Here is a 22,726-nt window from a genome sequence, read left to right on the forward strand (position 1 = left end):
CCATCATAGAACAAACGTGTCCTATGCTGTGACATAAAACCAAAGGCAATAACGACAAAAACAACAACCCGACAAGGGCTGGGACCATGGCGCATTACGACTTCATCGTCACCGGCGGCCGCTATTTCGACGGTACCGGTGCTCCCTCTTCGATCCGCAACGTGGCCATCCGCGATGGCCGGATTGCCCGGGTCAGCAGCGATCCGATTCCCGAAGACCTGGCTGATCGAATCATTGATGCCACTGGAAAATGGATCACGCCAGGCTTCCTGGACACCCACACCCACTACGATGCCGAGATGCTGGTGAGCCCCAGCCTGTCGGAGTCCATCCGTCACGGAGTGACCACGGTGCTGGTGGGCAGTTGTTCCCTGAGCATGGTGTGTTCGGACTACGAGGACGCCTCGGACATTTTCACCCGGGTGGAAACCGTGCCCCGGGAACGGGTGTTGCCCATCCTGCGGGACAATAAATGCTGGTCTACCCCCAGGGAGTGGGTGGAGTATGTTCGCCAGCTACCTCTGGGCCCCAACGTGATCAGCCTGCTGGGCCACAGTGACCTGCGTGTCGGGGTGATGGGGCTTAGTCGGGCCACAGACCTTTATGAGCAGCCCACCGAGCCCGAAATGCTGCACATGGAAGGCTTGCTGGAAGAAGCCCTGGAGGCGGGTTTCCTTGGGCTATCCACCATGTGCCTGAAGTGGGACAAGGTGGACGGAGACCGGGAATGGTCCAAGAGTCTGCCCAGCACCTACGCCCATTGGAAGGAAGTTTCCCGTCTGAACAAACTGGTGCGCCGCTATGGCCGGGTGCATCAGGGCGCCCCCAATGCCGCCACCCCGTTACAGATTACCCAGTACATCCGGGAATGCCTGGGCTGGCTTCGCAATCCGTTGAAGACCACGCTGATCAGCCAGATGGATCTCAAGGGCAGCGGCTACCTGAATTTCCTGACCAGGCTGACCTCCAAAGTTACCAACCTGCTGCGGGGGGATTTCCGCTGGCAGGTGCTGCCTACCCCGTTCACCGTCTACGCCGACGGCATCGACGTGGTGTTCTTCGAGGAATTCGGCGCCGGCGAAATGGCCCTGGACCTGAAAGACGAGATGGAGCGCAACGAGCTGTTGCAGGACGAGTCCTATCGCCGGGATTTCCGCAAGTTCTACGGCGAGAAACTCAGCCCCCGGGTCTGGCAGCGAGACTTCGGCGACGCCATGATCATCGACTGCCCGGACCAGTCCCTGATTGGCAAAAACTTCGACGAAGTGGCCCGCGAGCGGGGCATTCATGTGGTGGACCTGTTCCTGGACCTGGTGGTGGAGCACGGCAAGGCCATCCGCTGGTACACCACCGTGGGCAATCACCGCAAAGACGTGCTCAAGAAACTGGTCAGAGATCCGAGATCACTGATCACCTTCAGCGATGCCGGCGCCCACATCCGCAACATGGCGTTCTACAACCTGCCGCTTCGGATGCTCAAACTGGCCAAGGAAGCCATCGACGAAGGCAACCCCATCATGACCATGGAGCAGGCGGTGCACCGGCTCACTGGCGATCAGGCCAACTGGTTTAATGTCGATGCGGGTACGATTCGCGAAGGGGACCGGGCCGATGTGGTGGTCATCGATCCGGACGGATTCGATCAGAACCTCGAAGCCGTGCATTGGGCAGAGATGGAGAACTTCGGACTGAAACGACTGGTGAACCGGAACCCCGGCATCGTGAAGTACGTTCTGGTGAATGGACAGATGGCGGTGGATAACGAGGAAATCGTACCGGAGCTGGGCACAGCGAAAGGCTTTGGTAGCTTTATTCCCGCACAACGCTTTTGATTGCCCCGCCCGGCCAGTAAGCGGCGGACGGGGCGTTTGCCAGACGAATCAGAATCCCCGTGGGACGGTCTGCGCCTCAACGAACTCGAACAGGCCTTCCAGACCGCCTTCGCGACCAATGCCCGAGGCCTTCATGCCGCCAAACGGCGCTTCCGGGGTCGGGCCGGTGCCGGTGTTCCAGCCACAGTGGCCAAAGCGCAGACCCGCCGCGACCCGCTGGGCCCGCTTGGCATCATTGGTGAACACGTAGGACGCCAGCCCGAATTCGGTATCGTTGCCCGCCTCAATCACTTCCTCTTCTGTCCTGAACAGGGCCATGGGCACCAGCGGACCAAAGGTTTCTTCCCGATAGCAACACATGTCCCGGGTCACGCCGGTCACCACCGTCGGTGGAAAGAACAGACCATCCCCCAGATCCTGCGGTGACTTGCCGGCCACCAGATCGGCACCCTTATCCAGCGCGTCCTCCAGGTGACGTTTGACCTTATCGAACCCGGCCTTGTTAATGAGCGGGCCTATATCCACATCGCCGTTGATGCCATTACCCACGGTCATCTTTGCCACGCGCTCGGCCAGTTTCTCGCCGAAAGCGTCGGCTACGGCTTCATGCACGAAAATCCGGTTGGCACACACGCAGGTCTGGCCACCACCCCGGAATTTGTTGGCGATCAGGTTGTCCGCCGCGGCGTCCAGGTCGGCATCATCGAAGACGATAAACGGCGCGTTGCCACCCAGCTCCAGAGCGAGCTTCTTGACCTGTTCAGCGGTATCCAGAATCAGCTTGCGCCCCACTTCGGTGGAACCGGTGAAGCTCAGCATCGGTACGTCTGGGCTCTCACACAGCACCTTGCCGATCACGCTGGCCTTACCCATCACCAGGTTGACCATACCCTCGGGCAGGTCCACATGCTTATCCAGCAGGGTGAACAGGGCGATCATTGTCAGCGGGGTTTCACTGGCGGGCTTGATGACTGACGGACACCCGGCCGCCAACGCCGCCGAGAGTTTCTTGGCGATCATGCCAATCGGAAAGTTCCAGGGGGTAATCAGACCGGCCACGCCAATGGGACGATAGTGCACGGTCCAGGAACAGCCCCGCGCCTTGTCGGGCAGCTCATGGGCGTCCAGCGCCTGCACGTGCTTGGCGCAGTAATCGAAAAAGCCGGCGGCGTAATCCACCTCACCCTGGGCTTCCTGCAGGGGTTTGCCATGCTCCATGCAGAGAATCCGGCCGACTTCCTCTTTATTCGCTTTCAACGCATCGCGGATGTCTTCCAGCCACTTCTTTCGGGTGTCGATGCTGTAGGGCTCGGTCAGCCTGAGAGCCGACTTGCCAGCTTCGACAGCGGCCTGCACGTTGGCTTCAGACAGGGAGGCCACCTGTGCAATGACGTCCCCGGTCGCCGGATTGTAGACATCGAAGGTATCCCCCGGTGCATCCTCGATCCATTGACCACCGATATAGCCTGTCAGCTTTTCCAGCAGTGGTGACTCGATCATCTCGCATTCTCCTCCGTAACTGACTGAATCCCTGTGGGGGATGCAGTTGCGTTGATTCCAAGTGTCTTCCATAGTGGATGCTGAATCAGGGGCTGTAAAGTCATCACCGGGGCTTTTGATACCCGGGCGTCCGGGCCTATACTCGGAGACAGAAAACCAAGGAGGTCGGATTTATGAAAGCGTTTTTTCATCCTGCACAGGATCAGCACATCCCCAAGACCTACTTAACCCGTGGCCAGATGCGTCAGCCACAGGAAGTGCCAGACCGAACCGGACACATGCTCGAAGGTCTGAAGGAAATGGGCATTCCCGTGCTGCAGCCATCCGACCAGGGCGCCCGCCCGATCTCCAAAGTCCACGACCTCGGTTACCTGCGATTCCTGGAATCCGCTCACCGACGCTGGAAGGAGATGGACGACTGGGGTGACGAGGTCATTTCCAATATTTTCGTGCGCTCGCCCAACCACCTGACCGGCATTCTTGCAGAGGCGGCCCGCTACCAGGCCGACGGCAGCTGCCCGATTGGCGAGAACACCTGGAAAGCCGCTTACTGGTCTGCGCAGACCGCCCTCGGTGCTGCCGACGCCCTGATCGCCGGCGAACGCCATACCTACGCTGTCTGCCGCCCGCCCGGCCACCACGCCCGCCGGGATGCCGCCGGCGGTTTCTGCTACCTGAACAACTGCGCGATTGCCGCCGAGCACCTGAAAACCCGTTTCCCGCGCATCGCCATCCTGGATACGGACATGCATCATGGCCAGGGCATTCAGGAAATCTTCTACGATCGCAGCGATGTGCTGTACGTCTCCATCCACGGCGATACCACCAATTTCTACCCGGTTGTCACCGGTTTCGAGAACGAGCGGGGTGAAGGCGAAGGCTTCGGCTACAACATCAACCTGCCGATGCCCCATGGCTCATCGGAAGACGATTTCTTTGCCAGGCTTGAGGAGTCGCTGGCCGCGATCCGGCTGTTCCAGCCAGACGCCCTGATTCTGGCGCTGGGCTTTGATGTGTACAAAAACGACCCGCAGGCCAAGGTGTCGGTGTCGTCGGAAGGCTTCCGCCGGCTGAGCACCCATATCGATCATCTGGGCTTGCCCACGCTGGTGGTTCAGGAAGGAGGGTATGATCTGGACGCCCTCAGCGAGAACGTCCAGCAATTCTTCAAGGGCATGGCCGGCTAGTCCATCAGGACGCCGGCGCGTACACCTTGATGTTTTCGTAGCCGTCGGCCTTCAGGTGGCCGGCGTGCATACGGCTCATGGTGCCCCGGTCACAGTACAGCAGGTACTGCTGGTCCGCAGGCAGGTCGGCCACCTGCTCATTCAGTTCGTAGAACGGAATCTGCATCACCCGGTTATTGGTGAGCATCAGGGGTGACTGCTCGCCCTCGGACGGGTGGCGCACATCAATGATCACATCATCCAGGGACGGCGTCTGCACCAGTTCCACCTCTTCCGGTGTGGTCACCGAATCCAGCAGGCGGGCGATGGGGGTTTCGTCCCTATCATCAATCGCCTTTTGCAGAACAGCGGGATCCATCTCAGCCTCATCGGTTTCAATCCGGTGCAGCTTGGCCCGCGTCACCGGCTTCTGGGAAATCACACCACAGTACTCCGGCATGTTGCGGGCGAAGGACTCGGTGCCGATGTCCTTGGCAATGTTAATGATGCTTTCTTTGTCCATGGAAATCAGCGGGCGCAACACCACCTCATCGCTGGCGCGGTCCACCACGTTCAGGTTGGTCAGGGTCTGGCTGGACACCTGGGCCACGGCATCACCCGTCACCAGACCGGCGACATTGTATTCCTTGGCAATCTGAGCCGCGGCTTTCAGCATCTGGCGCTTGAGTACCACGCCCCAGTGCCGATGGTTCACCGAGCGCATGATTTCCGCCACCACGCCATCGAAGGGCACGGAGATAAATTTGACGCTGTGGGAAGCGCCATAACGATCCCACAGGTAATGCGCTACCTGACGAACGCCCACCTCATGGGCCGTGCCGCCCAGGTTGAAGAACAAGTAGTGGTTTCGCAGGCCCCGGCGCATCATCAGGTAAGCCGCCACGGAAGAGTCGTAACCACCGGAAATCAGGGTCATCACGGTCTCGACACTGCCTACAGGGTAGCCACCCATGCCCCGATGCTTGCGATGGGCAATGTGGAACTCGTCATCCCGAACTTCGATCCGCACTTCTTCGTCCGGCGTTTTCAGGTCAACGCCTTTTGCGTTGGACGCCTTCAACAGGGCCGCGCCCACGTAGCGTTCCAGATCGATGGAACGGAACGAGTGGTCGCCCTGACGACGGGCGCGCACGGCAAACGTTTTACCCTCCAGCCGGTCAGCGAAAGCCTCCACCGCCTTGGCACCAACATCGTCCATATCCACGAACGGGAAGGCCGCGATCTCCTGAATGGTCGAGATTCCCGGGATACGGAACAGCGCCTCCAGCACCGGAGCGAGCAGGCCCTGACCCTCGGGCAGATCGACCGTCACCCGGTCCCAGCTGCCGTCCACCACAATGGCCTGATCGATACGAACAAGTAGCTTGCGAATGTTCTGGCGCAGTTGGCGCATCTGCTGGCGACGGACGGGTTTGCTTTTGATAGCGACTTCCGACGCCGGACGAATAAGAAGTTTCATAATCAGAATGTACAGTGGTTAATGACTGAAAGAGGCCGTAGTGTATCCTCAGAGTAACAGGCATCAAAATCAGGCATTGCCGAAATATTGATCATTTCGGTGATATGCCAGTGATAACAACAGCGACAATAAGCATTGCTAGGAGCAGCAACGTCCATGCGCGAACCGACTATTAATGCCCTCGTGTCCCCCGAGGGCAGCCTGGAAATACTTTCCAGCCATGAAGTGAACCGCCTCAAGGACCGCAGCGAGGGCGGCCTGTACCGACTGTTCCGGCAATGCGCCCTGGCCGTTTTGAATACCGGGGTGGAAACCGACGACTGCAAAGCCCTGATGGAGTCCCACGCCGACTTCGACGTCCGGCTGGTTCCCCAGCCCCGCGGGCTGAAGCTCGAACTGATCAACGCGCCCGCCCATGCCTTCGTGGATGGCGAAATGCTACGGGCCATCCGTGAACACCTGTTTTCGGTGCTGCGGGACATTGTCTACCTGTACTCGCTGCCGGAAACCGCATCCGGGTTCCGCCGCGATAACCCGGAAGACATTACCAACCTGGTGTTTCACATCCTGCGCAATGCCCGGGTACTGGAACCCGGACGCCAGCCGGACCTGGTGGTGTGCTGGGGCGGACACTCCATCGGTCATGAAGAGTACCAGTACAGCAAGGAAGTCGGGCATCAGCTGGGCCTGCGCGGCCTGAGCATCATCACCGGCTGCGGCCCCGGCGCCATGAAAGGCCCGATGAAGGGCGCCACCATCGCCCATGCCAAGCAGCGCATCAAGAACGGTCGCTACGTCGGCATCACCGAGCCGGGCATCATTGGTGCAGAAGCCCCCAACCCGATCGTCAACGAACTGGTGATCATGCCGGATATCGAAAAGCGCCTGGAGGCCTTTGTGCGCAGCGGACACGGCGTGATCGTATTCCCGGGCGGGGTCGGCACAGCGGAGGAAATCCTTTATCTGCTGGGCATTCTGCTGCACCCCAATAATGCGGACCTGCCCTTCCCCGTCGTGTTTACCGGCCAGAAGGAAAACGCCGAATATTTCGAGATGATCGACAAGTTCATCCGGAACGCACTGGGCGATGAGGCCGCAGCCAAGTACGACATAATCATCGACGACCCGGTACGCGTCGCCCAGACCATGAAGCAGGGTATGAAGGATGTGGGCACTTTCCGCCGTGCCATGCAGGACGCATATTACTTCAACTGGATGCTGGAGATCGATCCGGTCTTCCAGCTGCCATTTGAACCCACCCACGAGAGTATGCTGGCACTGCCACTGCATCGGGACCAGCCGCCGCACCTGATCGCCGCCAACCTGCGCAAGGCGTTCAGTGGCATTGTGGCGGGGAATGTGAAGGAAAACGGAATTCGACAGGTTCAGGAGAAAGGGCCGTTCGAGATCTCCGGAGACCCAACCCTGATTGAACCGCTGGAGGCGATGCTGGAGCAGTTTGTCGCTCAGAACCGGATGAAACTACCGGGCTCCACGGGCTATAAGCCCTGCTATCGCATCGTCGGCGGGCCGGCCTGAGCCGCCCGCAGACGGTGGCCGCCAGGTTACTGACCGCCGGCCGGCAGGCTGGCGTAGTATGCGGCCAGGTTGGCAATGTCCGTATCGCTCAGCGCCGCGGCCTGGCCCTGCATGATGGCTGCCTGGCCACCACTGCGCTGCTTGTTCTTGTAGGCCTTGAGAGCAGACACCAGGTACTGCTCGTTCTGGCCCGCCAGATTCGGGTAGGTGGGAATCTGGGCTATACCGTTCTGACCGTGGCAGGCTGCACAAACCGCAGCCTTCGCCTTGCCCGCCTCCACATCAGCGGCCGAAGCCACACCGGAAACGGCGGTGCCGAGTGCGAAAAGTCCAACCATGGCGTAGTGTTTCACTCTCATCGTCTTTACCCTCTCATCGTCCTTTTGTGGTGTTTGCATTCCAGCCTTACCTGCCGGACTGTAAACTGTCTAGCACTTATAGCACAGTTATTTACTGAGCCAAATGTGTCAAATCAAAGCCTTGGGTGTACCACCGAGCCGACTCACCACGCTTTAAATTCCAAAGATGGTACGGTTCACGCCCGGGCCCAGATTGTTTTAACACCCCGGAGACTTGCCTGATGTCGGTAGAGGTACAGGAAATCGAATGCATGGAAGGTCGGCTTGGTCTGATCTCTCTGAATGCTCCCGAGGCAATCAATGCGCTTTCGGAAGACATGCTGACCGAGCTTCAGAGCACACTGGATCGATGGGCAGACGATGACCGGATTTATCTGGTCGCGCTCCAGGGTAGAGGAGAACGGGGCTTTTGCGCCGGGGGCCAGCTGCGGGACCTGCATGAAACGCTCACCGCCGGATCGAAAGAACAGGCCATCCGGCAGTTCGCACTGGAATACCGGCTGATCTTCAGTCTGCACCGTTTTCCGAAACCGGTGGTCGGCATCGCCCATGGCATCACCATGGGGGCCGGCCTCGGGCTGCTGTCCGCGTGCCGTTATCGACTGGCGACGCCGGATATCACCCTGGCGATGCCGGAAATATCCATCGGCCTGTTTCCGGATGTCGGAGCCAGCTGGTTCCTGAACCGCCTGCCCGGACGGATCGGGCTGTTCATGGGGCTGACCGGCGCCCGTCTGAACATCACCGACGCCATTCGCATCGGCCTGGTGGATATGGCCATCGAGCCGGAGGAAAGACCATCACTGCTGGGCCAGCTGCAGGATCAACGCTGGACCGGTGAACCCGCCGCCGACGACAATCGCCTGTTCCGGCTGCTCAACCAGACCTCGGTGCCGGATTACCATTCCCTGCCCTCCAGCCACTTGGCACAGCATGAAAAAGACATCGCTCGCCTGAGTGCGGGGGATGCGTTACCGGAGGTAGTCGATCAGTTGCTGTCTGCGGAGATCGACAGCGAATGGTGGCACGCCTGCATGAGTACCCTCAGGGAAGGCTGCCCGGTGTCTGCCTGGCTGGTGTGGACGCAGCTGCAAAAGGCCCAGCAACTGTCCCTGAAAGACATCATGAACATGGAGCTGGGCATGGCCGCCGAATGCGTGCGCCGGCCCGACCTGGCAGAGGGTATTCGCACCCGACTGATGGAAGCGCCTCAGCCGCCGGCCTGGTCATTCAGCCGGGTGGATGAGGTGCCCACCGAGGTGGTCGAGGCCCACTTCCAGCCCGCTCAGATCGACGGGCAGGACCCGATGCCCCTTGACTGAGAAAGAGAAGTGCTGGCGCCTCAGAGTGCCGCTCCGGCCTGGATCAACAGCATTTCCAGATCGCGATTGTTGTTGGCCCGGGCCACGTCCAGTGCGCTGCGACCGTCTTCGTTGTCATAATTGACGTCTGCACCAGCGGCCAACAGCATCTCAGCGGTGAGCATGTCGCCACTGTTGACGATTTTCATCAACAGCGACTCTCCACCCTGGCTTACATTGACGTTGGCTCCAGCAGCCAGCAACACCTTCACCACCGACAGGTTGCCGGCCTCCGCCGCACGAATCACCGGAGTGTAGCCATTCACATCCTTTGCGTTGACGTCCGCTCCCGCTGACAACAGCAACCGGACCAGCCGCCGACTGCCCTGGCCGGCAGCTACCATCAGAGGAGTTTCCCCGGAACCGGTGGCCAGATCCGGTGCTGCGCCCTCTGACAGCAGGTACAGCGCAACCTGGTCCTGACCGGATGCGACTGCCGCCATCAGCGGAGACCCTGCTTCCGTCAGGGTGTTCAGGGAGGCGCCCGACCCGGTCAGCCTCTGAACCTCCGCCAGATCCCCGTCCGCGGCTGCCTGTATCATGGGCGTGGCCGATTCCGTTGCGGTTTCCTGAGTCAGATTGGCGGGCTGGTCATTGAAAGCGCAGCCGGCGAGAAGGGGAAAGGTGAGCGCAGAAGCAAACAACAGGTGACGGGGCAAGCCGGATCCCTTGGCCATAACAGTCAATCTCGATGGGGAATTTTTGCTCTATTCTGCGCAGCGCGCCGGCACAATTAAATCGAGCCGGTCACATCTCCGGCGGATGTTCCAACAGACAGCGCACCAGGGCACGCAACCGGTCCTCGCCATCCCGCTGCCCGGTGCAAAGCCGATCGGCCTGCATGTGCGCCCAGGGTTGCTGGCGCAGCACCGCCGCCACCCAGAGCGGTAAATCCGGCTGCTCACGCAGCCAGTCCATCACGCCGGGAACCTGGTTGAGTTTACCAAGGACCGGTAACGTGAGCAGGAAGCCCCGGTGACCGTGGGCAAAACTCACCAGATCACGTCGATCGTCACCGGACAGCCTGACCTCTGCCGGAAGACTGCAGGTCAACGCGGCCAGCAAGCGGGCATCCATATCGACCCAGGCCAGCGGCACCAGGATTTGCCAGTGTTCCGTCAATCGCTGTTTCAGCCGTTGCTGCAGCGCTTGGCCAGCCGGCGAAACGCCCCGCAGCATCTGCAACGGGTACTCTCCACTGGTCGCCTCCCGGCCCAGGCCCACCCGAACCACATCGAGGCCACAGGATTGCCAGAACGCCAGCAAATCCGGGCTGCCACCAAAGCTGGTACCCAGGGAATCCAACTGCGCATTTCCGGCATACTCGGCGGCTGCCTCGACCAGTCGCTGGCCTACACCCAGGCGTCGCACCCCTTCCGAAACGGCCACCCGAACCACCCGCAGACAGCGCTGGGAAGCGGCTTCCGGAAACCCACTGTGACTGGCCAGGGACTGGGGCAGCATATGACCACGAGGACGACGTGTACCGAGGGTGACCTGCTCTGCCAGCCCTGCATCGAGTCCCCCTTCAACCGCCGCCCACAACACGCCAACGGTGTGCCCTCCCCTTCGAGCACGCCAGCAGACGACATCCGGCGCATCCATCCACTGGCGAAGATCCGAGGGGGTGGTCCGGTAATGGGCGTTAACCAGCAAGCCAAAAGCTTCAGCCAGCTCTGACTCATCGGCGGTGCCGGGCGACCAGGACTCGACCGAAATCGATGACTCACCCGAGGCCTGAACATCAGCCGGTTCACTGTCGGCCGCCAGTAAAAACAAATCCGAGATCAGCGGTTCCAGCGGGTCCTGGTCAGACCACCGGACCGGAGCGGTCAACGAGACCGGCTGCCAGTGGGGTGTTTCCCGATCCAAAACCTGCCGGAAGCGGATCGCAAATCCCCGGCCCGAACCCTCGTACCCGTGAACAGTTGAAGCGAAGATCACTCTCGGCCAACCCAACAGGACCTGCCTGAGAAGCGGAGCGGCAATGGCGGCGGCTTCGTCCACCATCACCACCCCGGCCTCGGGTTGTTGAGCCAGCAGTTCCCGAACCGGCAGGAAACAAATACGCCCCCCCGACCGGGTGGTCAGTTCATGATCCGATTCATGGAGCAACTCAGACCCCAGAGCTTCCCGGGCATGCCGGAACAGGGTAGAGACGTTATCCACCAGGGGCGCCGAGATCACAATCCGCGTTCGCCCCTGCCGCAGAAGTTCCGCCGCCGCCATCCCGAGGGCGGCGGATTTGCCGCGTCCCCGGTCGGCGGTCAGCACCAGAGGCCTGCGGCGACGCCCGAGTCCACACTGCACCAGACGATCCACCAGGACTTGTTGTTCCCGGGTGGTTTGCACGGTGAACGGGGATTCGGGCTCAGGAAGGTCCTGAAACGGTACCTGATCGCCGTGCTCCGGATTGATGCGCAGGACCGAGGCATCCGCCGCGAGAATACGGGCCAGACGAGCGGCGAACGGGTGGGCCTGACGCCCATCCAATCCGGTCCGGGCATAGCCGGGGTCGTCGAAGTGAGGCCAGTGTTCAAGCGGAGGCATTAGCCAGAAAAACAAACCGCCGGTGCGCAGGGTTCCAGACAGCGCTGCAATGCCATCCGGCGGATTCCCCTGCCAGCCATCCCAGACCACCACAGACAATTCTTGCCCCAGCCATTGATCCGCCCTGCGCGGCGGTACAGTGACCAGGTGGGCGGCAGGACACTCCCCGGACGGGCCAGTCCACAGGCCGGCCGGCTCGGGCAACGCTGCCAACACCTGGCGGACCCAGGCCACGGCTTGGGAGCGCTCACCCTCGACCAGCACCAGGCGGCGTTCGCCCCGCTGTTGCAGGCGCTCCTGGAGCAGCCGCCATCGCGCTGTTACAGGCGTTGCGGCAGGCTCTGCTGGCATTAACTCAAGTCCACCGCGTGGCGCTTGAGATCCTCCAGCTCACACATTTCCAGCGTTGCCTGATGGGTCGAACGCAGCCGGACGCGGGGCGCCATGCCGGCCTCGAACGCTTCCTGCCAGCGAGCCGCGCACAGACACCAGGCATCGCCCGGTTTGAGACCCGGAAAGCCGTATTCGGGTCTGGGTGTGCTCAGATCGTTGCCCTGGTTCTGGGAGAAAGCCAGAAAATCTTCCGTGACCACCGCACACACCGTGTGAAAACCGAGATCATCCGGCCCGGTGTTGCAACAACCGTCCCGGTAAAAACCGGTCACCGGATCGTTACCACAGGTTTCGAGCGGTTCGCCCAGTACATTAACGGATTCGGACATCTGCATCGTGCTGATCCTTGTTTGGCAGACCAGAGTTTGCCGACCCTATGGCCGGTGGTCTGCATTGCATGGGGTATTCTCAATCGCTGCAATTATGCGGGACAGGTATCCGCACTACCAGTTGGCCAGTACAATAGGCCCATGCCAACCGAACCCACATCGCCTATCCCGCTCGAGCTTCCTGACTTCCTCACCGACGAACAGCGCGCGATCATTACCGCGGGCTACGAGCATTCGGTGATCACCGCGGTAGCCGGCAGCGGCAAGACCTCCACGCTGGCTTGGCGGATCCGCTACCTGCTTCAACAGGGCCACGATCCTGACCGCATGCTGGTGCTGATGTTCAACCGCAGCGCGAAAGAGGACTTTGGCCGCAAGCTCCAGCAAATAGGTAATCAGCAAGGCCTGGCCCTGCCGGAAATCCGCACCTACCACGCCATGGGTTTGCGACTGTACAAACGGTTCGTGCGGGAAGGCTACCTGCCCGGGTTTTCCGACAAGATTCTGACTGAGCAGGAAATCAGCTTTCAGGCCTGGCAACTGACTCGGCGCCTGGCCCCGGAAGATCTGGCCGATGAAATCCGCCGGAATAAAAAGGACTTCGTGGAAACCGCCACCGGTTTTATTGATCTGGTGAAAACCACCCTGTCACCCGCCGAAACGGTGTTCGAGGAACTGGGCTATGCCGACAAGCACCGGTATCTGATCGATCTGTTCCACAGCTTCGAGCAATGGCGCAAGTCCGAATCCCGAATCAGCTATGCCGACATGCTGTACGAGCCGGTAATGGCGATTCACCAGAACCCGCCGCTGCAGCGCCTGGTGAGCAACAAGATGGATCTGATTCTGGTAGACGAATACCAGGACACCAACGAAATCCAGCACTTACTACTGCGTTACGTGGCCGGTGACCGGGCCCGGGTTACGGTGGTAGGTGATCCGGACCAGACCATCTACGAATTCCGGGGCGCCAAACCTGAGTTCATTCTCAAACGTTTCAGCGACGAATTCGAAAGCCCGCTGGAACAGACCCTCAGCTACACCTTCCGGTATGGTCACCGGGTGGCCCTGCTGGCCAATCATCTGATCTGCCACAACACGGGCCGAAAGGATGTGCTGTGCCATGCGCACCCGTCCACGCCGGCCACCGAGATTGAGCTGCATCGGGTGGATAACGACGCCGACACCATCATCCGGATACTGCAGCAAACCACCACACCAGGCGCCATCCCGCTGGCCGACACCGCCATCCTGTTCCGGGTATGGAGCCAGAGCGTTCCCATCGAACTCAAGCTGCTGGCCCGACAGATTCCCTACCGGATCGATGCCGGCAAAGGCGCCCTGTTCAGTCGGGAAGTACAGGCCATCATTGCTCTGCTGCAGGTTACTACAGGCCGCCTGGCCCGGATGCCGACCGAGGACCGCGTGGATGTCGCCCGCCAACTGCTGCGTTTTCCCCATGTTGGCCTGAAGGAACCGGAACTGGAGCAACTGGCCCGTTTCCTGTCCGGTTTTGCCAGCGACTGGCACGAACGCCTGCTGGCGATGGACTTCGATGCCCTATCCCCCATGGCAGGTCGAAAGCTGCGCAAACTGGGGGAAATTCTGGCGCGACTGAGGGACTACACTGGACCGGTCGCCGGCCTGATCACGGTGTATGCCGAACACACGGATCTGTACGACGGCATTCGCAGCCTGGCCCTGACCCACGAAAGCGCTGACGAACGCATCGACACCATTCACGGCTTCAGGCAATACCTTAAAAGCCTGGACGTGGACGCCAACCATGCCCTGGATCACCTGAAAGCCCTCAAGCAGCAAGCCGGAGAAAAGCGCGACGGCGGGGTGTTGCTGTCCACCATCCACCGCACCAAGGGACTGGAGTGGCCGCAAGTCATCATTCCCGGTCTGCAGGAAAAATACCTCCCCTACAGCCCCCGTTCTCAGGACGATGCCCGCGCCTTCCTCGAGAGTGAGCGTCGGTTATTGTACGTGGCGATGACCCGTTGCCGCCAGCAGCTGCATCTGATCAGCCGTCCCGTCAGCAACCAGCCCCATCTCGAGGGTGAGCAGGGACCCAGCCGGTTTGTCCAGGAGTTCTGCTTTGACCTGGCCTCGGAGCTGGGTCAGAGGCTCGACACCAGCGTCCATCAGGTCAATGCAACCCTCACGCTGAATGCGCCCCTTACCCCGGTCAGCCTGCGATACGCTGAACGCGAGGGTGTCACTCTGGAAGGTGCCACCACGGTCAGCCCCGATGACAGCGCCATTCTCTGGCACCAGAAACGCCTGAACCACGCCATCATGGGCCCGGGCGATGTGGTTGGCGAGGACGAGAGTTCGTTCGAAGTCCGTTTCGACACCGGCGAAGCACTCAGTTTCAGCAAGAAGAGCGCCCACCTGTACTTCACCCTCCTGAAACCGCCGGGCTGAAACCAAACCTGACGGGGCGTCGTATACATCGCGGGAAAGTTGCCAGGGAATTTTGTCTTTTTCCGATCCCTGGCCTAGATTTCCGTATGATCAGCGTTCCCCCAAGTGCAGTCCCCTTACGAAATACAACAGGAGGTATCGCATGAACATCATGCGCTCGTGTGCGGTGGCAGCCATCGCATTTGCTCTTGTGCCCGCGGCTTTTGCCGATGTTCGTCGGGACACCATCTACATCAACCCCTTTGCGGCCTACCAGTATTTTGACGACAAACGGGAATTGAGCGAAAGCGACGTCTATGGCGTTGGTATCGAATACCGTTTCACCGATCGATGGGCACTGGAGGGCGTCTACTCCCGGGGTGATATTGATCGCAAGAACGCCCCGGGTGATTCCGAGTTCGATGAACTCCGGCTCGACGCCACCTACTACTTCGCCGACCCGGACCAGGCTTTCAATCCGTATGTGTCCTTCGGTGGTGGCCATGCCGACTTCGGAGACGATCCCACCGGTCCACGAACTTCGGGCAGCAACCATGACGAAACCCGGGTCAACATCGGTGCCGGTTTCCGGTACAACGTTAGCGACATGATTTCCCTGCGCGGTGATCTGCGAGAATTTCATGGCATCGACGAAAGCACCTTCGACACCCAGATCGCTCTGTCCTTCAGCCTGGCCTTCGTCCGAAATGTGGTCGAAGAAGTGGCGGACCGGGACCGGGATGGTATTCCGGATGATCGCGATGCCTGCCCGGATTCCACACTGGCCGCCGAGGTGGACAGTCAGGGCTGTGAATTCGACGGCGATAACGACGGTGTTGTGGATGGCGTAGACCAGTGCCCGAGCACCCTGCCTGGAGCCGAAGTGGACGAAAAAGGCTGCTCTGGCATCGTCGAAACCATTGAAACCATCGAAGTGGACGTTCAGTTCGCCTTCGACAGCGATGAAATCGACAGCGTGTACAAGGACCACCTGGAACGGATCGGTGAAATCATGCGGGAAAATCCGGAAACCTTCGTGGAAGTAGCCGGCCACACCGACGACAGTGGCGATTCTGCCTACAACCAGGATCTGTCCCAGCGTCGTGCTGAAGCGGTCGCTGCCCGTCTGATTGAAGAATCAGGCATCGAAGAGTATCGCGTTAGCGCCACCGGCTACGGCGCCCAGCGCCCGGTCGCATCAAACGATACCCAGGAAGGCCGTGCGGCCAACCGCCGCGTAGAGGCACTGATTCAGCTTCGTCGCTGATCCGCCAACACCCAATAGCAGCCATCAGGGGCGCCCTCAGGGGCGCCCTTTTTATCTGATCCCCCGCCCAATCTTTCAAACCGCAACCGTCAGCGAACGTACCGGTTTTGCGCTCTGGTTCCTTGGTCTCTCACCAGCAAACGTGCATTCTACTGGTAACAGAGAATCCACCGCTTAGAATTCCATTGCTCAAGGAGGAACCATGCGAATTTCCGTTTTACCGTTGATCGTCCTGTGTCTGTTCGTGGGTTATACCGGCTGGACAATGACCATAGCCGACGAATCGCTGCTGGATTTCGGTGCCCGGCTGATGTCCAGCCCGGACACCGCACAGGTGGTCATTGATCTTTATATTCTTGGGGCAATGGCGTGCGTCTGGATGTATCAGGATGCCAGGGCCCGCGGCAAGGGACTGGGTTATTTGATGCCGTTTTTCGTACTGACGGCAATCTTCGTGTCGGCTGGCCCGTTGCTGTATCTGGTTCTGCGGGGCAAGCAAAGCGCAACATCCGACTCTGAGACTGCTGACGCTGCCGGGCAGACTGGGACGCCGTAGGCGAGAGGGAAATTCTGGGACCGATCACCGTTACCGCAGTGCATCAATCAACAAATTCCGGGGCGTCAGTGAACGGTCACAGAACTCACCGATTTTTACCCGGTACCCCTGTTCTTCCAGATACAGCCCGTAATCCAGCACCATCCAGACCTCCAGCGGGCGCCGGAACAGATGGCGGACCAGTTCGTACTGTTTCACCTCCTTCCAGCGGCGCTCGCCCACAGCCTGCCAGTAACCGTAATCGGTGGCTGGGGGCAAGGTCAGTCCTTTCTTGTGCGCTGCCCATCGGCAGAAGCCTTCAAAGTCGCCATTGAGCAGCCGTGAAGGGTGTGATGGCACAGGCAGGTAATCATCACAATCCCGAAGCTGACGTTGCAGGGCATCAAAGCCCAGCCGCCACTGACTGATCCGTCGGGTTTGCTCCCTCACCCGCTCCGGCGCGGTCACGGTTTCCTGCACCGCCAGCCGCAATTCGTTTCGGGCAAGGCGCAAGCATCGGGGGTTCTCGGCGGCACGGAGGGACAAGGTTTGATAACGGTCCTCTGCTGTCAGGTGGTAGCAGCAGGGAGAGATACTCAACCGGGACAGGCCGGACTCACTCCCCCGGCGAATCAATTGGCGGTGGAGATCCCCGCAGGCGTGCAGCGCCACGCCGTGAGCCCCGCCTTCAAGCGCAAGCTCTGTATCCATCACATCCTGGCATTGAAGCAGCACCGGATCACCGAAGCGTCTGGCGAGTCGATTACCGTCCTGTACCAGCTCATCGTTCCATTCCAGCCCCGTGACGGGCTGACCGCTGGCGGCGGCCAGGGTTCGGGCAAGGTGGCCCTTGCCACAGCACCAATCAAGAATCGAATGAGCTAACGGCTGCACGGCAGCGGAGAAAGCACCAGCCTGCAGCCGCTTGCGGCCCGGCATGTCCACCGCCCGGATTTCCGGCAGTGTCGCCTGCTCAGCCTGCTGAGCGTCGGCCAGTTCGGCAACATGCACCAGCTCATCGTATCGGCCCAGGGACGACAGGTACCTGCTGGCCTGTTCCGCCAGCAGTGAGGGATCGTCGTCCAGGTTCTGGCACCGCACTTCGCTCAGCCCGGCCAGCCAGTCTGCCAGCGCCGGATGGCTCAGCGTCCAGCCCGGCACCGGTTCCATAAACGGTGCCGACGCCCACAGTTCGCGGTGCTCCGCCAGCCAGTCGTTCAGCGGCTGCCACCGGCTATAAACAGATTCCGTGCTGTCGTGTAAACTCGCGGCCGGAGGTAATGTCATGCAACTGGCCTTTGTACTTGTTGAACCCAAGGTTCCAGAAAACGTCGGCGCGGCCGCCCGTGCTTTATGCACCATGGGATTTGGCGAGCTCTGGCTGGTCAATTCCGACCTGCACACCAGACCCGAAGCCCACTGGCTGGCCCACGGCAGCGACCACATTCTGGATAATGCGCGCATTTTCCCTGATCTGGAGGCGGTGCGAAACTCCGTAGACCTTCTAATGGGTACCTCCGCCAAACCCCGCCACAACCGCCAGGACTGGCATCCGCCCGGTCAGTTACGAGAAGTGTTGAACAGCAAAGGCAGCTCGGTGGCCACCGCCGCCCTGGTGTTCGGCCGGGAAGACCGCGGGCTGGCCAACGAGGAACTCGCACTGTGCGATCTGCTCACCGGTATTCCCATGAAAGTGGCCTACCCGTCCCTGAATCTGGCGCAGTCGGTGATGCTCTATGCCTGGGAAATGTCCGGCCTGTCGGCACTTGAGCCGGACGAAACCGGTTCGTCCGCAGCCCCTCAAGCTCGTCTGGGCGCCTTACGAAGCCGTTTGGAAACGATGCTGCCACAGGTGGATGCGCCGGCCGATGGCAAACTCTACCAGTGGGCGATGGAACGCCTGCCAATGCTCAGTGAGCGGGACATCGGGTTCGTGCACACCCTGTGTGGGAACATCGAACGCCTTCTCAAGCGCAAGTAACGCCCGCCTCTACTCACTGAAACGTCCGGGCCGGAAGGCGTCCAGACACACAGGCGACTCCTTGCCCTCCATGACCTGGACAATGGCGTCGGCACTGCCAGCGGACAGGGTCCAGCCGAAGGTGCCATGGCCAGTGTTCAGGTACAGATTTTCCCGCGGGCCACGCCCGATGATGGCCGGGCCGTCCGGGGTCATGGGCCGGAAACCGGTCCACGGCTCGGCGCTGGACAAGTCGGCGCAGCCGGGAAAACGGGATTCGACAGATTTACGGATAGTGGCCAACCGAGCCTCGGGAATATTCCGCCGAAAGTCGGCCAATTCCACAAAACCGGTCGCCCGCAAACGATCACCAAGACGAGTAGACACCACTTTGTAATGGTCATCGTGCACCGTGGACACCGGCGCCCGATCAGGGTCTGTGATGGTGGCGGTCAGGCTGTACCCCTTGACCGGATAGATCGGCAGCTTCAAGCCAAGCGGCTTGACCAACTGAGCGGACCAGCAACCGGCACAAACCACTACCGCATCAGCCTCCAGGGTTTCCTGCCCCCCTCGCTCGTTTTGGAACAGGACCCCATTTACCCGACGCTCATCCGCCAACAGCCGGCGAACGTTCACGCCATACCAGATCTTCACCCCTTCCTGCACACAGGCCTGGGCCAGCGAACGGGAAAACAGGTGGCAATCGCCGGTGCCGTCCAGATCGTAGCTGAGCGCACCGGCAAGCGGTCCCGACCCGATGAGTCCCGGCTCTGTTTCCCGCACTTCATCCGGTGACAGCAGACGCGACGGAACGCCAAACTCGTTCAACAACTGGTGAATGGCCAGGTAATGTTCCAACGCCTCGGGCGTGCTGGCCAACTGCAATAAGCCCCGGTGATCACCATCAAATGACAACTCGAGTTCATTTTCCAGGGCGAAGAAACGGGTTCGGCTATGGAGGGCCAGGCGCAGCATGGCGCGGCGATTCAGGCCATACAGCCCTGGCGAGTAGGCGTAGCGAAGTGTGGAAACCAGGAAACGAACGGTCGCTGACGATAGCGGCATCGGAATTTTCAGCGGGCCATCGGCTTTCAGCAGCCAGGGTAACGCTTTACGGACCATGGCCGGGTCTGCCCAGGGGTACACTACGCCATAGGAACGTTGGGCCGCATTGCCCTTGCTCGTTTCATTGCCGGCAACGTCATGCTTTTCCAGCACGGTGACCCGATACCCTCGACGCCGAAGCTCATACGCCGTGGTGACACCCACCACGCCGGCACCGACAACGACAACATGCATATGTGCCTCCGTTCGGATTACGTCACTCCGTGGTCTTCCAGCAGCTTCCGATACTCATCCAGAACCTCCGGATCCTCCTCAGGATACTCTGGCGCCAACCGCTTCAACTGGTCCGCCACGATAGAAGCTACAATAGCCCTGGCCTGGGGTTTTTCATTCCCCGGCACCATGAACCAAGGAGCATCGTCCGTGTGCGTCTCCTCCAGAGCCTCTTCGGCATACTTTTCATACGTGCGCCGTTTTTCCCAACCCGCGATATCTGAACGCTCAAACTTCCAACGCTTTCGGGGCTTGTCCAGCCGTTTCAGCAACCGGCGCGCGTGTTCTTCCTCAGACAGGTTGAGCCAGATCTTGACGATCTGGGTGCCCTCCGCCACCAGATGCCGTTCGAAGTCCCGTATGGAACGGTAGCGGCTGCTCCAGTTGTAATCGTCCGGATGGAGCACCAACCAGATTCTTTCGGCAATCACCGCCTCGTGATGGCTCCGGTTAAAGGCCACCAATTCACCCCTGGCCGGCAGCTTACCACCCACCCGCCACAGAAAATGATGGCTGGCCTCAAGCCCCTCCGGCCGGCCAAAGGACCAGGCATGGAAACCGGCAGGATCGGCGTAAGTGGCCAGGGTCCGGATCAGGCTGTCCTTGCCGCTGGTATCGGGCCCGTGGATCACCAGCAACAGAGAGCGACGCTTGTTGGCCCAGAGCCTCCGCTGGTATTCGCCGATGTCTTTCAGGCTGTCCTCAAGGTCCGGCAAATCCTCATCCTCGTCCAACTCAGTCGGGTAATCCCGGAATTTGGTTTTAACGGGGTCATACAGCCACTGGCGGGCAAAGGAAGATATGTTCATTCCGGTAACTCCCTATCGGTCGGACTCAGGTCAAGCCTCGTACAAACTGGTAGACTTGCACGATTAAATTTTCAGCATAGCAGGCAGTGTTTGCCTGCAGAGGAGCGAATACCCGGAATGAGCAAGAAACGCCGCGACATTCCCGTTTTTGATCACCCGATCATCGAGACCCACTGCCACCTGGACTACCTCAAGGATCGCCCGCTGGAGGAAACCCTGGAGCAGGCGCAGCGGGTCAACATCGAAAAGGTCATCACCATTGCGGTGTCACCGGACAATCTCGCCCAGGTCCGGGAGCTCAGTCAGATTGCGTCCTGGGTCTACGGCACCCAGGGTATTCATCCCCACGATGCCGAAAGTTACTCGGATGAGGTGGAGGCGGAAATCCGCCAGCACGCGAGCGACGAGAAAATCGTCGCGGTGGGCGAAATCGGGCTGGACTATTTCTACGACAACGCCGACCGGGGCGTGCAGAAAGAAGTGTTCCGCCGACAGCTGCAGATCGCCTGCGACCACGACCAGCCAGTGGTGATTCACAGCCGGGACGCGGACGACGACACCATCGCCATCCTGGGTGAGTTCGAAGACACCCTGAAGCGCCGTGGCGTGATCCACAGCTTCACCTCCGGCCCGGAGCTGGCACAATACGCGCTGGATCAGGGCTGGTGCCTGGGTTTTAACGGCATCACCACCTTCAACAAGGCCGAAAACGTACGGGACATCGTGCGCATGGCGCCGATCGAGCAGATCCTGCTGGAAACCGATTCCCCCTTCCTGACACCGGTACCCTATCGTGGCCGGGAGAACGCGCCGTTTTACCTGCCCTTCGTGGCGGAGAAAATTGCCGAAGTGAAGGAACTGCCGCTGGAACAGGTCATCGAGCAGACTTATCAGAACAGCCTGCGGACGTTTTTCGCCTGATACCTGTCGCTGGGCTCAGCCCAGCGACAGGAACACCCCCATGAACACGGGGGACAGGAAAGACAGCATAAAGCCCGATGCTATAGCCACGGGCACACACGCCAAGCCGCCACTGCTGCGAATCACCGGCAACGTGAAATCCATGGCCGTGGCGCCACCGTAGCCAATGGCCATGGCCGGACGGCTGCCGATCAGTACGGGAATAATGGCGAGGGCGATGATTTCCCGGAGCACGTCATTCAGGAATGCCACCCCGCCCCAGGCAGGCCCCAGGGCATCGCCGATCACGATGCCAGAGAGCGAGTACCAGCCGAAGCCCGACGTCAGCGCCAGCACGTCATGCCACGGCAAGGCCATGAACGGGATCAGTACCGCGCCCGCCAGCAGAGAGCTCAGGGTCAATGCCAGAGCGATGCCCACGCCTTGTCGGTTCATCAGCAGCTTGCGCAGGGACAGGCCCGCATTGCGCAACTGCAGGCCGATCAGGAACAGCAACAGCATCAGGGCCCAGGTGGCCACGTCTTCCACTAGCGGCAGTTTGGGCAACAGGTAATAACCAGCGAGCAAACCTACCAGCACGGCCATCAAGGGCTTGAGGCCCGCCATGAACAGGCGTCCATAGCCCTTGCTACCCTCCATGGGTGCCTGTTCGGCGGCCATGGGCTGCCAGCGATGAAACAGCCACAGTCCCAGCATGTTGGCGCCAAACAACACCACCACCAGTACCAGTACCTGGAGCGCCATGCCACCAAGCTGACTGGCCAGACCTTCCATCTGTCCCAGGCCAAGCCCGAGCAGGGCGAGGATGAAATACACCAGGCCTTCCACGGTGTAGTGGATAACAGTCATCGCCCGGCGGTTTTCCAACGACAAGGCAAAACCCAGAAACAACGGGGCAAGAATCAACAACGCGCCGGTTAGCATGATGGCCTCAAACAGGAAGGGATTGGAAAAAGAAATGCCGCCCCAAAC

19 protein-coding genes are annotated in these 22,726 nt (G+C 60.3%); 9 read left to right on the forward strand and 10 right to left on the reverse strand.

Features of this window, described 5'->3' with window-relative positions:
- Positions 1 to 86: 86 nt before the first annotated feature.
- Positions 87 to 1,832, forward strand: coding sequence for an N-acyl-D-amino-acid deacylase family protein (locus K8I84_RS11015; RefSeq protein ID WP_223794807.1), 1,746 nt, complete (start codon positions 87 to 89; stop codon positions 1,830 to 1,832).
- 48 nt (positions 1,833 to 1,880) lie between these two features.
- Here the strand turns inward: K8I84_RS11015 and K8I84_RS11020 are convergent, their stop codons facing one another.
- Entirely contained in the window at positions 1,881 to 3,332 is a 1,452-nt protein-coding gene (locus K8I84_RS11020; protein ID WP_223794808.1) for an NAD-dependent succinate-semialdehyde dehydrogenase, read from the reverse strand.
- Positions 3,333 to 3,505: 173 nt separating this feature from the next.
- Here K8I84_RS11020 and K8I84_RS11025 point away from each other — a divergent pair, with 173 nt between their 5' ends.
- Positions 3,506 to 4,519, forward strand: a complete 1,014-nt coding sequence (locus tag K8I84_RS11025; RefSeq protein ID WP_223794809.1) for a histone deacetylase family protein — start codon at positions 3,506 to 3,508, stop codon at positions 4,517 to 4,519.
- Between the two features lie 4 nt (positions 4,520 to 4,523).
- Here K8I84_RS11025 and thiI read toward each other — a convergent pair whose 3' ends face one another.
- Positions 4,524 to 5,978, reverse strand: coding sequence for a tRNA uracil 4-sulfurtransferase ThiI (gene thiI / locus K8I84_RS11030; RefSeq protein ID WP_223794810.1), 1,455 nt, complete (start codon positions 5,976 to 5,978; stop codon positions 4,524 to 4,526).
- A 156-nt stretch (positions 5,979 to 6,134) separates the two neighbouring features.
- On the opposite strand from thiI, the gene ppnN reads away from it, so the two are divergent.
- Positions 6,135 to 7,517: a nucleotide 5'-monophosphate nucleosidase PpnN gene (gene ppnN, locus K8I84_RS11035; protein WP_223794811.1), complete on the forward strand. Its 1,383-nt coding sequence runs from the start codon at positions 6,135 to 6,137 to the stop codon at positions 7,515 to 7,517.
- Between the two features lie 26 nt (positions 7,518 to 7,543).
- On the opposite strand, the gene K8I84_RS11040 is transcribed toward ppnN, so the two are convergent.
- Positions 7,544 to 7,876: a c-type cytochrome gene (locus tag K8I84_RS11040; protein WP_223794812.1), complete on the reverse strand. Its 333-nt coding sequence runs from the start codon at positions 7,874 to 7,876 to the stop codon at positions 7,544 to 7,546.
- 221 nt (positions 7,877 to 8,097) lie between these two features.
- Between K8I84_RS11040 and K8I84_RS11045 the strand changes: the two genes are divergently transcribed.
- Complete coding sequence (locus K8I84_RS11045; RefSeq protein ID WP_223794813.1) at positions 8,098 to 9,198, forward strand: enoyl-CoA hydratase/isomerase family protein; 1,101 nt, start codon at positions 8,098 to 8,100, stop codon at positions 9,196 to 9,198.
- Positions 9,199 to 9,218: 20 nt separating this feature from the next.
- On the opposite strand, the gene K8I84_RS11050 is transcribed toward K8I84_RS11045, so the two are convergent.
- The 3 genes from K8I84_RS11050 to K8I84_RS11060 all read right to left on the reverse strand — a co-directional run bounded on the left by K8I84_RS11050 (position 9,219) and on the right by K8I84_RS11060 (position 12,515).
- Entirely contained in the window at positions 9,219 to 9,914 is a 696-nt protein-coding gene (locus tag K8I84_RS11050) for an ankyrin repeat domain-containing protein (protein WP_223794814.1), read from the reverse strand.
- A gap of 70 nt (positions 9,915 to 9,984) precedes the next feature.
- On the reverse strand, positions 9,985 to 12,138 hold the full coding sequence (locus K8I84_RS11055) for a tRNA(Met) cytidine acetyltransferase TmcA (protein WP_223794815.1): 2,154 nt from the start codon (positions 12,136 to 12,138) through the stop codon (positions 9,985 to 9,987).
- On the reverse strand, positions 12,138 to 12,515 hold the full coding sequence (locus K8I84_RS11060; RefSeq protein ID WP_223794816.1) for a DUF2237 family protein: 378 nt from the start codon (positions 12,513 to 12,515) through the stop codon (positions 12,138 to 12,140). Before K8I84_RS11060 ends, K8I84_RS11055 begins: the two co-directional genes overlap by 1 nt.
- A 135-nt stretch (positions 12,516 to 12,650) precedes the next feature.
- Here K8I84_RS11060 and K8I84_RS11065 point away from each other — a divergent pair, with 135 nt between their 5' ends.
- The 3 genes from K8I84_RS11065 (at position 12,651) to K8I84_RS11075 (ending at position 16,744) form a co-directional block, all read left to right on the forward strand.
- Complete coding sequence (locus K8I84_RS11065; RefSeq protein WP_223794817.1) at positions 12,651 to 14,942, forward strand: ATP-dependent helicase; 2,292 nt, start codon at positions 12,651 to 12,653, stop codon at positions 14,940 to 14,942.
- 142 nt (positions 14,943 to 15,084) lie between these two features.
- Entirely contained in the window at positions 15,085 to 16,188 is a 1,104-nt protein-coding gene (locus K8I84_RS11070; protein WP_223794818.1) for an OmpA family protein, read from the forward strand.
- Between the two features lie 202 nt (positions 16,189 to 16,390).
- Positions 16,391 to 16,744 carry a DUF2834 domain-containing protein gene (locus K8I84_RS11075; protein ID WP_223794819.1) on the forward strand — a complete coding sequence of 118 codons (354 nt, stop codon included), beginning with the start codon at positions 16,391 to 16,393 and terminating at the stop codon, positions 16,742 to 16,744.
- Between the two features lie 30 nt (positions 16,745 to 16,774).
- Here K8I84_RS11075 and K8I84_RS11080 read toward each other — a convergent pair whose 3' ends face one another.
- Positions 16,775 to 18,010: a methyltransferase gene (locus K8I84_RS11080; RefSeq protein ID WP_223794820.1), complete on the reverse strand. Its 1,236-nt coding sequence runs from the start codon at positions 18,008 to 18,010 to the stop codon at positions 16,775 to 16,777.
- Here K8I84_RS11080 and K8I84_RS11085 point away from each other — a divergent pair.
- The gene (locus K8I84_RS11085; protein WP_223794821.1) at positions 18,009 to 18,704 is read left to right on the forward strand and encodes a tRNA/rRNA methyltransferase; all 696 of its coding nucleotides are present in this window, start codon (positions 18,009 to 18,011) and stop codon (positions 18,702 to 18,704) included. The two genes, K8I84_RS11080 and K8I84_RS11085, sit on opposite strands and share 2 nt — an antisense overlap.
- A 9-nt stretch (positions 18,705 to 18,713) precedes the next feature.
- Here K8I84_RS11085 and K8I84_RS11090 read toward each other — a convergent pair whose 3' ends face one another.
- Both K8I84_RS11090 and K8I84_RS11095 read right to left on the reverse strand, forming a co-directional pair.
- A complete protein-coding gene (locus tag K8I84_RS11090) occupies positions 18,714 to 19,985 on the reverse strand; it encodes a D-amino acid dehydrogenase (RefSeq protein ID WP_223794822.1) in 1,272 nt (423 codons plus the stop codon).
- A gap of 17 nt (positions 19,986 to 20,002) precedes the next feature.
- Positions 20,003 to 20,833: a polyphosphate kinase 2 family protein gene (locus tag K8I84_RS11095; RefSeq protein WP_223794823.1), complete on the reverse strand. Its 831-nt coding sequence runs from the start codon at positions 20,831 to 20,833 to the stop codon at positions 20,003 to 20,005.
- A gap of 117 nt (positions 20,834 to 20,950) precedes the next feature.
- Here K8I84_RS11095 and K8I84_RS11100 point away from each other — a divergent pair, with 117 nt between their 5' ends.
- On the forward strand, positions 20,951 to 21,754 hold the full coding sequence (locus K8I84_RS11100; protein ID WP_223794824.1) for a TatD family hydrolase: 804 nt from the start codon (positions 20,951 to 20,953) through the stop codon (positions 21,752 to 21,754).
- Between the two features lie 15 nt (positions 21,755 to 21,769).
- Here K8I84_RS11100 and K8I84_RS11105 read toward each other — a convergent pair whose 3' ends face one another.
- Positions 21,770 to 22,678 (reverse strand): lysine exporter LysO family protein, encoded by a 909-nt coding sequence (locus tag K8I84_RS11105; protein ID WP_223794825.1) that lies wholly within the window; start codon positions 22,676 to 22,678, stop codon positions 21,770 to 21,772.
- Positions 22,679 to 22,726 lie beyond the last annotated feature (48 nt).

Source organism: Marinobacter sp. F4216, from assembly GCF_019931195.1.
GTDB lineage: Bacteria > Pseudomonadota > Gammaproteobacteria > Pseudomonadales > Oleiphilaceae > Marinobacter > Marinobacter suaedae.

Coding starts and splice junctions, on each gene's coding strand:
- K8I84_RS11080 (WP_223794820.1), bottom strand. CDS start 18,010: ATGACATTACCTCCGGCCGCGAGTTTACACGACAGCACGGAATCTGTT.
- K8I84_RS11020 (WP_223794808.1), bottom strand. CDS start 3,332: ATGATCGAGTCACCACTGCTGGAAAAGCTGACAGGCTATATCGGTGGT.
- ppnN (WP_223794811.1), top strand. CDS start 6,135: ATGCGCGAACCGACTATTAATGCCCTCGTGTCCCCCGAGGGCAGCCTG.
- K8I84_RS11085 (WP_223794821.1), top strand. CDS start 18,009: ATGCAACTGGCCTTTGTACTTGTTGAACCCAAGGTTCCAGAAAACGTC.
- K8I84_RS11040 (WP_223794812.1), bottom strand. CDS start 7,876: ATGAGAGTGAAACACTACGCCATGGTTGGACTTTTCGCACTCGGCACC.
- K8I84_RS11045 (WP_223794813.1), top strand. CDS start 8,098: ATGTCGGTAGAGGTACAGGAAATCGAATGCATGGAAGGTCGGCTTGGT.
- K8I84_RS11015 (WP_223794807.1), top strand. CDS start 87: ATGGCGCATTACGACTTCATCGTCACCGGCGGCCGCTATTTCGACGGT.
- K8I84_RS11055 (WP_223794815.1), bottom strand. CDS start 12,138: ATGCCAGCAGAGCCTGCCGCAACGCCTGTAACAGCGCGATGGCGGCTG.
- K8I84_RS11100 (WP_223794824.1), top strand. CDS start 20,951: ATGAGCAAGAAACGCCGCGACATTCCCGTTTTTGATCACCCGATCATC.
- K8I84_RS11025 (WP_223794809.1), top strand. CDS start 3,506: ATGAAAGCGTTTTTTCATCCTGCACAGGATCAGCACATCCCCAAGACC.
- K8I84_RS11060 (WP_223794816.1), bottom strand. CDS start 12,515: ATGCAGATGTCCGAATCCGTTAATGTACTGGGCGAACCGCTCGAAACC.
- K8I84_RS11065 (WP_223794817.1), top strand. CDS start 12,651: ATGCCAACCGAACCCACATCGCCTATCCCGCTCGAGCTTCCTGACTTC.
- K8I84_RS11105 (WP_223794825.1), bottom strand. CDS start 22,678: ATGCTAACCGGCGCGTTGTTGATTCTTGCCCCGTTGTTTCTGGGTTTT.
- K8I84_RS11090 (WP_223794822.1), bottom strand. CDS start 19,985: ATGCATGTTGTCGTTGTCGGTGCCGGCGTGGTGGGTGTCACCACGGCG.
- thiI (WP_223794810.1), bottom strand. CDS start 5,978: ATGAAACTTCTTATTCGTCCGGCGTCGGAAGTCGCTATCAAAAGCAAA.
- K8I84_RS11050 (WP_223794814.1), bottom strand. CDS start 9,914: ATGGCCAAGGGATCCGGCTTGCCCCGTCACCTGTTGTTTGCTTCTGCG.
- K8I84_RS11075 (WP_223794819.1), top strand. CDS start 16,391: ATGCGAATTTCCGTTTTACCGTTGATCGTCCTGTGTCTGTTCGTGGGT.
- K8I84_RS11095 (WP_223794823.1), bottom strand. CDS start 20,833: ATGAACATATCTTCCTTTGCCCGCCAGTGGCTGTATGACCCCGTTAAA.
- K8I84_RS11070 (WP_223794818.1), top strand. CDS start 15,085: ATGAACATCATGCGCTCGTGTGCGGTGGCAGCCATCGCATTTGCTCTT.